Here is a 15,069-nt window from a genome sequence, read left to right as displayed (position 1 = left end):
TTTAACCATAATAAAATTGCCGAAACTTGCGCGGTGTCATCTGTTCGCTATGTTTAAATGCGGCAATGAAATAGCTGACATCGTTGAAGCCTACTTGTTCACTCACTTCTTGGATCGAAAGCAGAGGCTCATTGACTAATAATTCTTTCGCTTTTCGCAGTCGCAGCTCCAATAAATATTGATAAGGCGAGAGCTGATAACATTCTTTAAAGATCTTGGAAACATATTGAGGGCTGTAACCAACCAGTTTTGCCAGCTCTTCGTTTCGAATCGGTTTTGCATAATTTATATTCATGTACTGGATGAGGGGCTGGATTAATAAACGGCGTTGATTTTTACGAGGGTGAGTGACAGTAACTTCTTTGATCAGCATCAAAAAAGAATAGATCATTCCAGATGTTTTCAAAGAAGCCGCGGGGTCATCCGCATCGATTGCCGCTGCTAGATGTTCAATAAACTGATTCAGTTCCGGCAACGGTTTGTCGAGTACTAAATAATCAGCGATTCCTAAAAGCGCGAGTATTTCTGCGGCAAGGGCTCCACCAAAAGTAAAGTAGGCTGTGATCCACTGCTCCGACAGCTGCACATATTCGTGGGGAATATCGCGATTGATTAAGATACTTGTATTTTTTTCTAAAATAAATGTTTCTCCATTGATCGTGACACTCCCGGCACCTTCTTGTGTATGAAGCCAATGGATATAAGGATATCCTTGAGGTCTTTTGATAGGCTCCTGTTCCCAATGTGTCCCTACACTATCGATCACGAGAGGAAGTGTGGGATCTTTTCGGTTGAATACATAGCGCATATAAACACCTGCTTTTGTTTCATATTTTTATAGAATTGAAGAGAATCCTGTGATTATTTTAACACTTTCCCATGATAAAATGAAAGCGAAATCACAAATGCGCTGCTTCATCAAAAAATGGAACAGCGCTTACGAGGAGGAGTAAGAATGTCTTTTTTTAAAAATATGTTGTTCGGCGGCGACTACAATCCCGAACAATGGCCGGAAGAAGTTTGGGTAGAGGATATGCGGATTCTCAACTTAGCAAAGATCAATTCAGCAACAATCAATGTATTTTCATGGGCACAGCTGCAGCCTGATGAAATGACCTATGATTTTTCAACATTAGATAAAATCGTGACCATGCTAACCGAACATAACTATCAAATCGTCCTAGCTACTTCTACTGCTGCACTTCCTGCCTGGATGAGCCGTCGTTACCCTGACGTTAATCGAACGGATTTTGAAGGTCGCCCCCATAAATTCGGTCATCGTCACAACGCCTGTCCTAACAGTCCAACGTTTCGAAAATACAGTAAAAAATTAGCGGGAAAATTAGCAGAACGCTACGGCGGACTAGAAAATGTGGTTTGTTGGCACATCTCCAATGAATACGGGGGAGAATGTTACTGCGAAAATTGTGCTAAAGAATTTCAAGTATGGCTAAAGAAAAAGTATCATACTATCGAGGCATTGAATCGGGCGTGGAATATGACTTTTTGGGGACACACGCTTTCTTCATGGGAAGACGTTGTCGTGCCGAACGCGTTAGGAGATGCCATCGGACAAGAAAAAACAGCCTTTGCAGGAATCTCTATCGACTATCGCCGATTCATGTCAGATTCGCTATTGCGAAATTTCACGGATGAAAAAAGAGCGATTCGTTTTTATGATCCCGAAACACCGATCACAACAAATTTGATGGGAACCTATAAAGGGTTGGACTATTTCAAGTGGGCAAAAGAGATGGATATCGTTTCATGGGATAATTATCCAAGTTATGATACGCCTGTCAGTATGACCGCGATGTGCCATGATTTGATGCGGGGATTGAAAGACGGCCAATCCTTTATGCTGATGGAACAGACACCAAGTCAGCAAAATTGGCAGCCCTATAACTCATTGAAACGCCCTGGACAAATGAAAAATATGAGCTATCAAGCAGTTGCTCATGGAGCCGATACGGTTCAGTTCTTTCAACTGAGACGTTCAGTTGGGGCTTGCGAAAAATTTCATGGAGCGGTGATCGAACACGTAGGACACGAACATACTCGCGTCTTCCGAGAAACAGCGGAACTCGGCCGTGAATTAGAAAAGTTGGGGGATAAGTTACTAGACGCTATGACACCAGCCAAAGTCGGAATCATTTTTGATTGGGCGAATTATTGGGCGTTAGAATACACCAGCGGTCCGACTATCGAGTTGCGATACGTGGAACAAATCCATCATTACTATCAGGAATTGTTTGCGCGGAATATCGATGTGGATATGATTTCTCTGAACAGCAGCTTTGAGAAATATGATCTGGTGATCGCACCTTGCTTGTATATGATCAATCAAGAACAAGTGCAAAAAATCGACGCTTACGTTACCAAAGGCGGAAAATTTGTCACAACGATGATGAGCGGGTTAGTAGATGAGACAGATAATGTCCATCTAGGCGGGTATCCTGGTCCATTAAAGGAAACACTGGGAATCTGGGTCGAAGAATTTGATGCGTTGCCTCCTGAAAAAAGTTATCAGGTCGTTTTCCAAAATGGAACTACTTGCGATTGCCGGATGCTTTGCGATATTATTCATCCTGATACTGCTGATGTTCTGGCAACATACGGCAAAGGAGAATTTTATCAAGATACGCCGGTCATCACCACTCACCAAAGGGGCGAGGGAAAAGCTTATTATGTTGGAACAATGCTTTCAAGAGAAGGAATGCGTGAATTTTTTGATATCGTGCTGAATGATATGGCAATCCCCGCTTATTCATTACCAGAAGGAGTCGAATGGAAAACGCGGGTGAAAAAAGATCAAACCTATCATTTTCTATTGAATCATACTAACGAGACGATAGCGGTGACATTGCCAGTCGAAGGAGTAGATCTATTAACGGATCAATCATTGACGGGTACAGTAGAACTTGCGCCATTTGCCGTTAAAATCATCACACCAGAAGCAAAAAAGGGATAAAAAAATTCCATGGAAAGCAGGTATTTTTCAAAAAAATAAAATAAAGCAGTTGACATTTTCTGAAAAGTCCTGTAAATTAACGGCAATAAGAAAATAGTCCCGAAGAAAAGGAAAGTACGCTTGGACGCATCAAAGAGAGACGTTGGCTGGTGGAAAACGTCATGTCAGAAAAGTGGAAAAATGGCCTTGGAGGGCAGCATGTCGATAGGTAGGCAGGCTCGGAGCGTTTCACCGTTAAAAGAAACACCAATCTCTGCAAAGATGTTGGGCTGAGGGAAGAGAGATCTTCTAAACAAAAGGTGGTAACACGAGTATTCGTCCTTTTATCGGTTCGTCCGGTAAAAGGGCTTTTTTTATAATTTATGCACAACGAAATGATAAGTACAAAAAGAAACTTTTCAACAGAGAGCTTCGTTAGCTGAGAAGAAGCAAAAGGGCATTTTTGGAAAATGGTCATGGAGTGTATCATCCCGAGCAATAGTGAATATTGTAAGACGGTGACGGGGGCGCCCGATATCGCGCTAGAGTATGATCGTACTTGAAGAGGAGCTGTATGCGAGTACAGCTTAAAATGAGGTGGTAACACGCAAAAAAGCGTCCTCAAGTCAGTGAATCTGTCGCTGGCTTGAGGATGCTTTTTTTGTTAGTCGTAAGCATCTCAAAACGAAAAGTTGCCGCTAAAAAAACAATGGAGGAGAAAAAAATGATTGAATTAAAAGACATCACTGTCACCTTTCAGCCGTCACAGATCCAAGCGGTAAAAAAAGTGGATCTCACGATTGAACGAGGCGATATCTATGGAATCGTCGGATACTCAGGAGCAGGAAAAAGCACATTGGTCCGAGTGATCAATCTCTTGCAGCGGCCGACAGAAGGCAACGTTCTGATCGACGGCACAGATTTTACTAATCTTACAGCCAAACAGCTCCGTGACAAGCGGAAAAAGATCGGTATGATCTTTCAGCATTTCAATCTTATGAAGAGCCGCACGATTTTTGATAACGTTGATTTTCCCTTACGCTATTCTGGAAAATCGAAACAGGAACGTCATCAAAAAGTCACTGAGCTGTTGGAGCTGGTAGGACTGTCTGATAAAAAAGATGCCTATCCCAATCAATTATCCGGCGGTCAAAAACAGCGGGTTGCGATCGCCCGGGCTTTAGCGAATGACCCGGAGATCTTGCTGTGTGATGAAGCTACCAGCGCGTTGGATCCTAAAACGACTTTCCAAATCTTAGCCCTTTTAAAAGAGGTCAATCAGCGGCTGGGATTGACGATCGTTCTGATTACTCATGAGATGCAGGTAGTCAAAGAAATCTGTAATAAAGTCGCTGTGATGGAAAGCGGACAGATCATTGAACAAGGCAGCAGCGTTCAGATTTTCAGCCAGCCTCGCAATGAATTAACGAAAGAATTTATCCGGACCGCCACTCATATCGATCAAGCATTGGAAACGATCCTAACTAATCCGAAATTTGCTGACTTGAAGAGCAATGAATGGTTGGTAGAGCTGTCTTATGTAGGCGACCAGACCAGCGAACCGTTGATTGCACAGCTTTATAGCCGCTATCAAGTCACGACGAATATTTTATACGGCAATATCGAAATCTTGCAACAAATCCCGATCGGCAGTCTGATCGTCACATTAAGCGGCGAAAGCCGACAAAGACAGCAGGCACTTCATTATTTGAACACACAAGGTGTTTATACCAATATTTTAAAACGTCCTGAAAACATAGAACATCTTTTGGTTTCAGCGGAAGGAGGCAACTAAAATGAATGGATTTTTTGAACGTTTTTTCCCGAATGTCATCAGTATTCCTGATGAATTTATCGAAGCAACCAAACAAACATTATATATGACCTTTTGGACAGCATTAATCGCAGGTGTGTTAGGGATCTTGTTAGGCGTCGTTTTAGTTGTGACACGGCCGAAAGGTATTCTGCAACAGCGGATCGTTTACGAACTACTCGACAAATTGATCAATGTCGTCCGTTCGATTCCGTTTATCATTTTATTGTCGCTGTTGGCAATCACGACTCGTTTCATCGTAGGAACGACGATTGGGGAAAAGGCCGCGTTGGTTCCGCTGATCATCGGTGTGATTCCATTTTTTGCCCGTCAAATCGAAAATGCGCTGCTGGAAGTTGATCCAGGCGTCATCGAAGCGGCACAAGCGATGGGAACTTCGCCGATAGGAATTATTTTCCGGGTGTATTTAGTGGAAGGCCTGCCGGGCATCGTCCGAGTGTCTGCGGTGACTATCATCAATGTGATCGGCCTGACAACGATGGCGGGAGCAGTCGGTGCCGGAGGACTTGGTAATCTCGCCATTTCAAGAGGCTACAATCGATTCCAAACGGATGTCACGATCGTCGCTACATTACTAATCTTGCTGCTGGTATTTATCAGTCAGTTTATCAGCAATCTTCTTATCAAAAAAATCAGTCATTAATTGGAGGAAATCACATGAAAAAATATTTAAAAATCGCAGTTGCAGCAATCGCTTTTCTAGCATTGGCAGCAGGGTGCAGCAATCAAGGAAAAGCATCGGAAGCAAAAGAAACCACCGTCAAATTAGGTGTGATCGGTTCTGATACCGATGTCTGGGATGATGTGAAAGATCGCTTGAAAAACGAAGGGATCAACTTGGAATATGTGAAATTTACCGACTATAATCAGCCCAATGCCGCATTAGCGGACGGCTCCATTGATTTGAATTCTTTCCAACATCAATTTTTCTTAGATAATTACAACAAAGAACATGGTACAGATCTTGTTTCCATCGGGAATACCGTCAATGCGCCTTTAGGTATCTATTCTGAAAAGGTCAAAGATGTCAATGAGTTGAAAAAAGGCGCAAAAGTAGCGATTCCTAACGATGTGACAAATGGCGGTCGGGCATTATTGCTGCTGCAAACAGCTGGTCTGATCACGGTTGATCCTGCGAAAAAACAAACACCTACTGTCTCAGATATTACAGAAAATAAACTGGATTTGAAAATTTCTGAGTTGGATGCGTCACAGACTGCACGTGCTTTATCCGATGTAGACATTTCAGTGATCAACAGCGGGGTAGCGGTCGATGCCGGCTTTACACCAACAAAAGACGCGATTTTCTTAGAACCAGTCGATGATAACGCAAGACCTTACGTCAATATCATCGTAGCTCGCAAAGAAGACGCGGATAACAAAACCTATCAAAAAATCGTCGATGCTTATCAAACAAAAGAAACCGAAAAAGTGATCGAAGAAACATCCAAAGGCTCAAGCATCCCAGCATGGGAAACATTCGGTAAAAAATAGGAGGAACTTTTTATGACGACCACAACACTTGAAACAACTATCAAGGAATTTATCCAACAACGTTTGCCTGAATATCAAACATTGGCATTAGATATCCATGATCATCCTGAGGTCAGCAATTACGAATTTTATTCTTCCGACGCATTGATCCAGCAATTGGAAAAAGAAGGATTCTCCGTTGTGAAAGACGTTGCCGGTCATCGTACCGGATTTGACGCCCGTTATCGTTCTGAAAAATCTGGACCAACTTTAGCGTTTTTAGCTGAATTTGACGCATTGCCGGGAATCGGACATGCGTGCGGACATAATCTTTTCGGAACCTATTCGGTATTGGCTGCCAGCGCGTTGAAACAGGTTATTGATGAAGTCGGCGGAGAGATCCGGGTTTACGGTACACCGGGAGAAGAAGGCGGCGAGAACGGCTCGGCAAAAGGCAGCTTTGTCCGCGAAGGTTTTTTCACAGGCGTCGATGCGGCGCTATGTGTCCATCCTGCACATCGTTACAGCAAAACAACAAAATCATTGGCGAATGATCCAGTAGACATCAAATTCTATGGCAAAGCATCTCATGCTGCTGCGGCACCGGAAAAAGGGATCAATGCACTGGAAGCATTGATTCAAGTGTTCAATGGCATCAACGGGTTGCGTTTGCATCTGCCAAAAGATGTCAATATCCACGGAATCATCACAGATGGCGGTGTAGCGGCGAATGTCGTACCGGAATACGCGGCTGGACGTTTTTATCTGCGGGCAGCAAATCGGGCGACGTTAGATGAGGTCTACAAGAAAGTCGAAAATATCGTAAAAGGTGCCGCACTGGCTACAGGAACCTCCTATGAATTCGGCCTATTCCAAAACGCCGTCGATGATGTGATCGTCACACCGCTTTTCGATGAAGTATTTTTCAATCATGCGGCAGAAGCGGGTGTACCGACAGATGAGATCGACACAACAGAACGGGCTAGCTTAGGTTCTTCTGATGTTGGGAATGTCAGCCAAGTGATTCCTACGATCCAACCGACAGTTTCTATTTCTGACGAGTATATTGCCGGACATTCCGAAGAATTCAAAGCCGCAGCCCGCAGTAAAAAAGGATTGGCCTCTATTGCTATCGCCGCTGAACTTTTAGCTGATACTGCATTAGATTTGTTGCGGGACGAAGCACTGCTTGATGCTATAAAAGAGCAGCATAAAGAAAGTTTGGCAAAAGGAAATTAAAATAGGCTGCATAAACAACAAAGCACGCGTATCTCTCAACTGTTATCGTTTGGAGATACACGTGCTTTTTTTGTCATAATTTTTTTAGTTTAATTTTAATTTTTGGATATTTAAAAAATTTTGAGCGGAAACAGCGAAAGCGCCGTAAAGTGTCGCTTTGTCTTCCAAGAAAGTATTACGGATGACAACTTGTTTTGAAAAGCGACTCTTTAATTGCTCATTGACGAGATCCACCATTTGCGGGATACGCCGGTAAAGAGAACTGTTGATCACAACCACATCAGGATCATACATCATGATGATATTGTTGATCCCGATACTGAGGAGTTCAGCATTTTTTTTGATTGCCGCAAGGGCGTCCTTGTCGTTTTTTTCTACATACTGTAACAAGATTTCCGAATTGACATAATCCAGTCCTTTCAAAGCTCTAAATTCTTCGTATGTGACACGATTGGAGGCATACTGTTCTAAGCAGCCATGGTTACCGCATGGACAAGCTCTTCCGGAAGGGTACAGGATCGAATGACCGATTTCTCCCGCCCGACCATGCTTGCCGATCTGTAATCTTCCGCTTTCGACAATGCCTGCCCCGATCCCGCTGTGGATGCTGACACTGACAAGACTTTGATAACGAGAAGTAAAGGTATATTCGCCTAATGCCGCTAAATTTGCTTCATTATGGATAAAAACAGGGAAGTCGTATTTTTGCTGCAGACCTTCTAAAAAATCACTTTTATCTAAATCGTAATAAGGGGTAAAGAGAATCGATTCATGATCGACGATTCCGTGAATTCCAGCAGTCAAGCCTACGATTCCGTGAGGTGTAACAGGTTGTACCTCCATGAAACGATCAATGATCTGTTCCATCTCTGACAAGATAGTTGAGGCTTGGACTTGGATACGTCGTTTGGAAACCGTTTCTACAACCGTACCATCAATAAAAGCCAACAAAGCTTCGATATAGTTGTAACCCAGATCAAAAGCGATCACCAAAGAAGATTTCCGGTTGAAGGTCAATAAAATCGGTTTGCGTCCACCGGTATTTGACGCATCACCGACTCGTGTTTCAAAAATCAATTCATCTTCTAATAATTTTTTTGTGATAGCCGAAACTGAAGCTTTGTTCAGTCCGGTATATTGGGCTATCTCAGCTCTTGAAATTTCTTTTTCGGTAATGACTGTATTAAGAATATTTGTTTCGTTTTGTTCGCGTATAGTGTATTTAGTTGAAATCATATAAAACCTCCAATAGGAAATATAACAATAGACTTGGGTAATCACAGTTATGGAGTCCAATTATCTATAGTGTAAACGAAAGCAAAAATATATGAAAATATTTGAATAAATCTTTTGAAAGCGCTTGACAATGATAATTAAGTTTCGTATAGTCTATGTGTAAGTTAGTTTACCGTACTAACAAACTTTATGCAAGAAAATAGAATGGATAATGATTCTTCTGTAAAAGAATCATGTCTTATCAACAAAAATAGGGAGGAAACAAACATGAGTTATTTTCCAAATGTAGACACAATCCAATATGAAGGAGCCAAGACAGACAATCCATTTGCTTTTCGTCACTATAATCCTGATGAAGTCGTGATGGGCAAAACAATGAAAGAACATCTGCGTTTTGCAGTAGCATACTGGCATACAATGACTCAAGATGGTTCAGATCCATTCGGTAGTCCAGTCAACCAACGGACATGGTTTGGTGAAACTCCAATGGAAACAGCGAAAAATCGCGTGGATGCATTTTTCGAAATCTTGACAAAATTAGGCGTAGAATATTTCTGCTTCCATGATGTAGACGTAGCACCTGAAGGAGACTCTTTAGAAGAATTCTTCCAAAATCTGGATGAGATCACTGATTTGATCAAAGAAAAAATGGATGAAACTGGTATCAAATTACTATGGAATACAGCAAATATGTTTTCACATCCGCGTTTTGTACATGGCGCAGCTTCATCTAATAACGCAGATGTTTTTGCTTACGCGGCGGCACAAGTTAAAAAAGGACTCGACATCAGCAAAAAACTTGGCGGTGAAAATTATGTCTTCTGGGGCGGCCGTGAAGGTTACGAGTCATTATTGAATACCGATATGAAATTTGAACAGGACAATATCGCTCGTCTATTCAAAATGGCGATCGTTTATGGAGAAAAAATCGGTCACAAACCACAATTCTTGCTTGAACCAAAACCAAAAGAACCTTCAAAACATCAATATGATTTTGATGCAGCAACAACCATGGCATTTATTCAAAAATATGGTTTAGAAGGTGACTTCAAACTGAACTTGGAAGCCAACCACGCAACATTGGCTGGACATACTTTTGAACATGAATTGAATGTCGCACGTTGTTACGATGCATTAGGATCCATCGATGCCAACCAAGGAGATACCTTGTTAGGATGGGATACGGATGAGTTTCCAACAAATATCTATGATACAACATTAGCAATGTATGAAATCTTGGAAAACGGCGGGATCGCACCTGGCGGAATCAACTTCGACTCCAAAGTTCGTCGTTCCTCATTTGAAATGGAAGATTTATTCTTAGCACATATCGCAGGGATGGACACCTTCGCAAGAGGATTGAAGACAGCTGCAGCGTTGAAAGAAGATCGATTCTTCGATGATATCAAAGAAAAACGCTATGCCAGCTACAAAGAAGGAATCGGAGCAAAAATCGTTGCAGACGAAGAAAATCTTGAGACTTTGACAGAATACGCATTGGAACACGATGATATCACAAATGAATCCAACCATTTGGAATATGTGAAATCACGATTGAATGATTATTTGGTTTAAGAGAGGAGTATTCAATGATTACCAATCCAATTTTAACCGGGTTTAACCCAGATCCTAGTATTTGTAGAGTTGGTGAAGATTATTATATTGCAACATCAACTTTTGAGTGGTTTCCAGGGGTAATGATCTATCACTCTAAAGATTTAAAAAATTGGAAGTTAGTCAGCACGCCTGTCAATCGGATAAGTCAATTGAATATGCTGGGAAATCCAGACTCTGGAGGAGTCTGGGCTCCCGCCTTAAGTTATCATGACGGGAAATTTTGGCTGATTTATTCAGATGTCAAAGAGGTACAGGGGAATAATTGGAAAGATGTTTATAACTATTTAATTACTTGTGAAACAATTGATGGTGAATGGTCTGATCCAGTCTTCATGAATAGCTCAGGGTTTGATCCATCTTTATTTCATGATGATAATGGGAAAAAATACTTTGTGAATATGGTCTGGGACTACCGACCATATCATCATAGTTTTTATGGTATTGCTTTACAAGAATATGATCATGAGCAGAAAAAACTTATTGGTAAATCTGAGATTATTTTTAAGGGAACAGATAGAAAGCTGACAGAAGCACCACACCTTTATAAATTAAATGGTTATTACTATTTATTGACTGCTGAAGGTGGAACAAAATATGAACATGCATCAACAATTGCTCGTTCAAAAACAATTAATGGAGTATATGAAGTTCATCCAGATAATCCATTAATAAGTTCTTGGTCACATCCAGAAATAGAGTTGCAAAAAGCAGGTCATGGTTCTATCGTACACACTCATACAGATGAATGGTATTTTGTTCATTTGACTGGTCGACCTCTCAAAAGACCAGAAACACCTTTGTTAGAAAATCGTGGATATTGTCCATTAGGTCGCGAGACTGCTATTCAGAAAATGTATTGGGAAAATGATTGGCCTTATATCGAAGGCGGCAATTTTCCAAAGAAAGAAGTGGAATCACCAGCTATTGATGAAGTACCTTGGGAGAACGAACCAACTAAAATAGACTTTGACCAAGAAAAGTTACCTTTGAACTTTCAAACATTACGAATTCCTTTTACTGAAGAAATTGGAAGTTTGTCAGCGCGTAAGGGGTACTTAAGATTATATGGTAGAGAATCCTTCAACTCTTTATTTTATAAATCTCTAGTAGCTAGAAGGTGGCAGCACTTCACATTTGAAGCGATAACGAAAGTAGAATTTTCGCCTTCATCGTTTTTACAATTGGCAGGAATGACTAATTATTATAATACGAAGAATTGGTCTTCTATTCATATTACTTTCAATGAAGAAAAAGGTAAGATAATTGATGTTATGGATAGTGATAACGGCCGAATAACTATGCCTTTACTAGGTAATGAGGTTGTTATACCCGATAATGTTAGCGCTGTCTTTTTTAAAACGATTGTAAACCATAATCATTATCAATATGCTTATTCATTTGATGGTGAGCAGTGGACGTTAATAGAATATCTTTTTGATAGTTTGAAATTGTCAGATGATTATGTGGTAGAAACACAAGAAGGATTCTTTACTGGGGCTTTTGTTGGAATGTTTGCAATTGACACTACAGGTTCTAGATTATTTGCTGATTTTGATTTCTTCGAATATGAAGAGAAGTAGAGGGAGGATTTTTTCATGAAAAACTGGAAAAAATGGGGCGTTAGTCTTGGGATTCTTGCTACAAGTTTATTGGCTTTAACTGCGTGCGGATCTGGTGAAAGCAATAGTGGATCTGCGGGAGGAAGCGGTAAAAAAGAATTAGTCGTCTGGACATTTACAGATGAATTGTCAAAAATGATCAATGATTATTATAAACCTGCTCATGAAGATTTGGATTATGAGATCAAAGTCGTTGAAATTCCTTCAGATCAATTTGAAACCAAATTGGATCCTGTATTAGGAACAAAAGATGCACCTGATGTAATCGCTCTTGAATCTGCTTTTGTGAAAAAATATGTAGAATCTGGATTAATGGCTGATATTGGTGAACTTGGCTTAGATGAAGCATCTAAAGATACTTATCAATATGTAAAAGATGTTGGAACAGATAAGGATGGAGTATTACATGCTTTAGCTTGGCAAGGAGCCCCAGGTGGTTTCTATTACAGAGAATCAATGGCAAAAGATCTTTTAGGTTTAGAAGATGTTGATAAAGTACAAGAAGCGTTATCTGACTACAACAAATTTTATGAAGTTGCCAAAGAAGTGAAAGAAAAAAGCAATGGGGATGTTTATATGATTTCCAGTGTTCAAGATTTGGCAAAACCGTTTTTTGGACATCGGGACCATGGTTGGGTAGAAGATGAAAAACTTGTTATTGATGATAAGTTATATGAACTACTGGATATATCTAAGAAATTTGTCAGTGAAAAACTAACGCAGGACACAGAAGGTCAATCTGAAGCGTGGTTTGCAGGTATGAATGGTGATTCTATCTTTGGATACAGCTTGCCAACATGGGGACTTCATTATTGGTTGAAACCAAATGCCACTTCTGCGGATAATTCAAAGACAACAGAAGGAGACTGGCGCATGATTCAAGGACCTTCATCATGGTTCTGGGGAGGAACATGGGTAGGTGCGACAGAAACTTCAACTATGAAAGAAGAAGCTGCAGATTTAATTAGCTATATAACAACAGATGCTGAATTTTTGAAAAAATGGGCTGAGGATACTGGTGACTTTGTTTCTAATGAAAAAGTTGTTGATGAAATCAAAGACAATTATAGTGAAGAATTTTTAGGTGGACAAAATCACTACAACGAGTTTTCTGAAATGGTTGCAGATATTAATGCCAAAATATTAACTGAATATGATCAAACAATCGAACGTTTATTTATTGATAATTGTCTGACTCCTTATTCTAAAGGTGAAATGGATCAGGAACAGGCTATCCAAAGTTTCAAAGATGCAGTTCAAAATGCGTATCCTGATCTTCAAGTTGATTAATAAAGTAAGAAAAGGGTTGACGTATGTCAGCCCATTTCTTTTAAATGAGGGGGGAATTTTGTGAAAAAAAATAAAGGTAAGTTTGAAAAGTATAATCGCTACGGTTATCTATTTTTGGCGCCTTTTTTTATCGCATTTCTAATTTTTCAATTGTATCCAATCATTTATACAATATTTTTGAGTTTCACGGATTTAAAAGGTTGGAATCCAGTTGCTAATTTTATAGGCATTGACAATTATACAAATATTTTTCAAAATGCGATGTTTTTAAAATCCATTAGGAATACTTTTATTTTATGGATAGTCAATTTTATTCCACAGATAGGTCTTGCTTTACTTTTAGCTGCGTGGTTTACGAATATTAAATTGAGACTCAAGAATACAGGTTTTTTCAAAGTAGTATTTTATTTACCCAATATTATTACTGCTGCTTCTGTTGCTGTTTTATTCTATGCCCTTTTTAGTTTTCCAATGGGTCCAATGAATTTAGTGTTAACAGAGTTGGGTGTACTTGATGCACCATTTGACTTTTTTAGAAGTGTTACTGGAACACGTTTAATAGTATCATTTATTCAATTTTGGATGTGGTATGGTCAAACAACAATCGTATTAGTTTCAGGAATTTTGAGTATTGATAATTCATTATTTGAGTCAGCAATGGTAGATGGAGCAAGTGATAATCAAATATTCCGACAAATAACACTCCCTTTGCTGAAACCAATCTTGCTTTATACATTAGTTACCTCGCTGATTGGTGGATTACAAATGTTTGATATTCCATTCCTATTAACGAATGGAAATCCTGGAAATAGTGTAACGACGATTACAATGTTTATCTACAAGCAAGCATTTACGGGTAGTAGAAACTTCAATGTGGCAGCAACTGCCTCGGTTATTTTATTACTACTATCGATTGTTTTGAGTACACTACTATTTCGATTTTTCAAAGAAAACAGCAAAGTGAGGGGTAAATAATGGATAACTCATATAAAGCAAAACGAATACTTATTTACGTCTTTCTTATTTTCCTGACTATATTGAGTATCTTACCTTTTTGGGTAGTTCTTGTTAACTCTACTCGTTCTGCAGAACAAATTCAACAAGGATTATCTTTGTTACCTGGCGAAAACTTGAAATATAATTGGGAAGTTTTAATGAATAAAGGATTTGATGTATTTGGAGGTTTTAGAAATAGTTTCATTATTTCTGCCGGCTCAACAATACTAAATGTGTATTTTTCAGCATTAGCAGCATATGGAGTTATTGCATACCAATTCAAAGGAAGAAAAGTTCTTTTTGCGATCATATTAGGTCTGTTAATGATTCCTCAGCAAATCAGCATGATTGGTTTTTATCAATTTATGAGTAGACTTGGCTTGCTAAATAGTTTTATTCCATTGATTCTTCCATCTATTGCTGCTCCTACATCTGTTTTTTTCTTAAAACAGTATTTGGAGACTATTTATCATCCAGATTTAGCAGATTCAGCAAGGCTTGATGGAGCAGGTGAGATAAAAATTTTTCACAATATTATGTTGCCATTAATGAAACCTGGATTGGCTACCATGGCAATTTTTTCGTTTGTCACTTCATGGAATAACTTCCTGATGCCGTTGATTCTGATCAATGATTCTAGGAAATTTACACTGCCAATGTTGATTCAATTACTAAGAACGGATGTATATCGCACAGAATTTGGTAGTATGTATCTAGGAGTATCCTTAAGTATTATACCGCTGCTCTTAATCTATTTATTCTTATCTAAGTATATTGTAGGAGGAGTAACTGCGGGTGGAATCAAGGAATAATGA

At 39.7% G+C, this 15,069-nt stretch carries 12 protein-coding genes and 1 other annotated feature; of the genes, 10 read left to right on the top strand and 2 right to left on the bottom strand.

Annotated features, from left to right (window positions below; translation table 11 throughout):
• Position 1 precedes the first annotated feature (1 nt).
• Positions 2 to 808: a helix-turn-helix domain-containing protein gene (locus EFB00_RS02770; RefSeq protein ID WP_122645408.1), complete on the bottom strand. Its 807-nt coding sequence runs from the start codon at positions 806 to 808 to the stop codon at positions 2 to 4.
• A gap of 147 nt (positions 809 to 955) precedes the next feature.
• Between EFB00_RS02770 and EFB00_RS02765 the strand changes: the two genes are divergently transcribed.
• From EFB00_RS02765 to EFB00_RS02745, 5 genes are all read left to right on the top strand, one after another.
• Positions 956 to 2,971, top strand: coding sequence for a beta-galactosidase (locus EFB00_RS02765; RefSeq protein ID WP_122645407.1), 2,016 nt, complete (start codon positions 956 to 958; stop codon positions 2,969 to 2,971).
• A gap of 93 nt (positions 2,972 to 3,064) precedes the next feature.
• Positions 3,065 to 3,297 (top strand) — a binding site (T-box leader).
• A 377-nt stretch (positions 3,298 to 3,674) separates the two neighbouring features.
• On the top strand, positions 3,675 to 4,745 hold the full coding sequence (locus tag EFB00_RS02760; RefSeq protein WP_122647026.1) for a methionine ABC transporter ATP-binding protein: 1,071 nt from the start codon (positions 3,675 to 3,677) through the stop codon (positions 4,743 to 4,745).
• A 1-nt stretch (position 4,746) separates the two neighbouring features.
• Complete coding sequence (locus EFB00_RS02755; RefSeq protein ID WP_122645406.1) at positions 4,747 to 5,427, top strand: methionine ABC transporter permease; 681 nt, start codon at positions 4,747 to 4,749, stop codon at positions 5,425 to 5,427.
• 14 nt (positions 5,428 to 5,441) lie between these two features.
• Positions 5,442 to 6,278: a MetQ/NlpA family ABC transporter substrate-binding protein gene (locus EFB00_RS02750; protein WP_122645405.1), complete on the top strand. Its 837-nt coding sequence runs from the start codon at positions 5,442 to 5,444 to the stop codon at positions 6,276 to 6,278.
• A 12-nt stretch (positions 6,279 to 6,290) separates the two neighbouring features.
• Entirely contained in the window at positions 6,291 to 7,496 is a 1,206-nt protein-coding gene (locus tag EFB00_RS02745; protein WP_122645404.1) for a M20 family metallopeptidase, read from the top strand.
• An 84-nt stretch (positions 7,497 to 7,580) separates the two neighbouring features.
• On the opposite strand, the gene EFB00_RS02740 is transcribed toward EFB00_RS02745, so the two are convergent.
• Complete coding sequence (locus tag EFB00_RS02740; RefSeq protein WP_122645403.1) at positions 7,581 to 8,732, bottom strand: ROK family transcriptional regulator; 1,152 nt, start codon at positions 8,730 to 8,732, stop codon at positions 7,581 to 7,583.
• A gap of 267 nt (positions 8,733 to 8,999) precedes the next feature.
• On the opposite strand from EFB00_RS02740, the gene xylA reads away from it, so the two are divergent.
• From xylA to EFB00_RS02715, 5 genes are read left to right on the top strand one after another with little or no spacing between them, the layout of a single operon-like run.
• Positions 9,000 to 10,307: a xylose isomerase gene (xylA, locus tag EFB00_RS02735; protein WP_122645402.1), complete on the top strand. Its 1,308-nt coding sequence runs from the start codon at positions 9,000 to 9,002 to the stop codon at positions 10,305 to 10,307.
• A 14-nt stretch (positions 10,308 to 10,321) separates the two neighbouring features.
• Positions 10,322 to 11,929, top strand: a complete 1,608-nt coding sequence (locus EFB00_RS02730) for a glycoside hydrolase family 43 protein (protein ID WP_122645401.1) — start codon at positions 10,322 to 10,324, stop codon at positions 11,927 to 11,929.
• A gap of 15 nt (positions 11,930 to 11,944) precedes the next feature.
• Positions 11,945 to 13,258 carry an ABC transporter substrate-binding protein gene (locus EFB00_RS02725; protein WP_122645400.1) on the top strand — a complete coding sequence of 438 codons (1,314 nt, stop codon included), beginning with the start codon at positions 11,945 to 11,947 and terminating at the stop codon, positions 13,256 to 13,258.
• A gap of 60 nt (positions 13,259 to 13,318) precedes the next feature.
• Positions 13,319 to 14,233: a carbohydrate ABC transporter permease gene (locus EFB00_RS02720; protein ID WP_122645399.1), complete on the top strand. Its 915-nt coding sequence runs from the start codon at positions 13,319 to 13,321 to the stop codon at positions 14,231 to 14,233.
• Positions 14,233 to 15,066, top strand: a complete 834-nt coding sequence (locus EFB00_RS02715) for a carbohydrate ABC transporter permease (RefSeq protein WP_122645398.1) — start codon at positions 14,233 to 14,235, stop codon at positions 15,064 to 15,066. The genes EFB00_RS02720 and EFB00_RS02715 overlap by 1 nt, the downstream gene beginning before the upstream one ends.
• The last annotated feature ends 3 nt before the right edge of the window (positions 15,067 to 15,069 follow it).

Source organism: Enterococcus mediterraneensis, from assembly GCF_900604485.1.
Classification (GTDB): Bacteria; Bacillota; Bacilli; order Lactobacillales; family Enterococcaceae; genus Enterococcus_C; species Enterococcus_C mediterraneensis.
The sequence above is the reverse complement of the archived record's forward strand: the minus strand, read 5'-3'. Positions and strand labels throughout refer to the sequence as shown.

What these genes read in the sequence shown, in the direction of transcription:
- EFB00_RS02770 (WP_122645408.1), bottom strand. Translation starts at nt 808, where the DNA reads ATGCGCTATGTATTCAACCGAAAAGATCCCACACTTCCTCTCGTGATC.
- EFB00_RS02765 (WP_122645407.1), top strand. Translation starts at nt 956, where the DNA reads ATGTCTTTTTTTAAAAATATGTTGTTCGGCGGCGACTACAATCCCGAA.
- EFB00_RS02760 (WP_122647026.1), top strand. Translation starts at nt 3,675, where the DNA reads ATGATTGAATTAAAAGACATCACTGTCACCTTTCAGCCGTCACAGATC.
- EFB00_RS02755 (WP_122645406.1), top strand. Translation starts at nt 4,747, where the DNA reads ATGAATGGATTTTTTGAACGTTTTTTCCCGAATGTCATCAGTATTCCT.
- EFB00_RS02750 (WP_122645405.1), top strand. Translation starts at nt 5,442, where the DNA reads ATGAAAAAATATTTAAAAATCGCAGTTGCAGCAATCGCTTTTCTAGCA.
- EFB00_RS02745 (WP_122645404.1), top strand. Translation starts at nt 6,291, where the DNA reads ATGACGACCACAACACTTGAAACAACTATCAAGGAATTTATCCAACAA.
- EFB00_RS02740 (WP_122645403.1), bottom strand. Translation starts at nt 8,732, where the DNA reads ATGATTTCAACTAAATACACTATACGCGAACAAAACGAAACAAATATT.
- xylA (WP_122645402.1), top strand. Translation starts at nt 9,000, where the DNA reads ATGAGTTATTTTCCAAATGTAGACACAATCCAATATGAAGGAGCCAAG.
- EFB00_RS02730 (WP_122645401.1), top strand. Translation starts at nt 10,322, where the DNA reads ATGATTACCAATCCAATTTTAACCGGGTTTAACCCAGATCCTAGTATT.
- EFB00_RS02725 (WP_122645400.1), top strand. Translation starts at nt 11,945, where the DNA reads ATGAAAAACTGGAAAAAATGGGGCGTTAGTCTTGGGATTCTTGCTACA.
- EFB00_RS02715 (WP_122645398.1), top strand. Translation starts at nt 14,233, where the DNA reads ATGGATAACTCATATAAAGCAAAACGAATACTTATTTACGTCTTTCTT.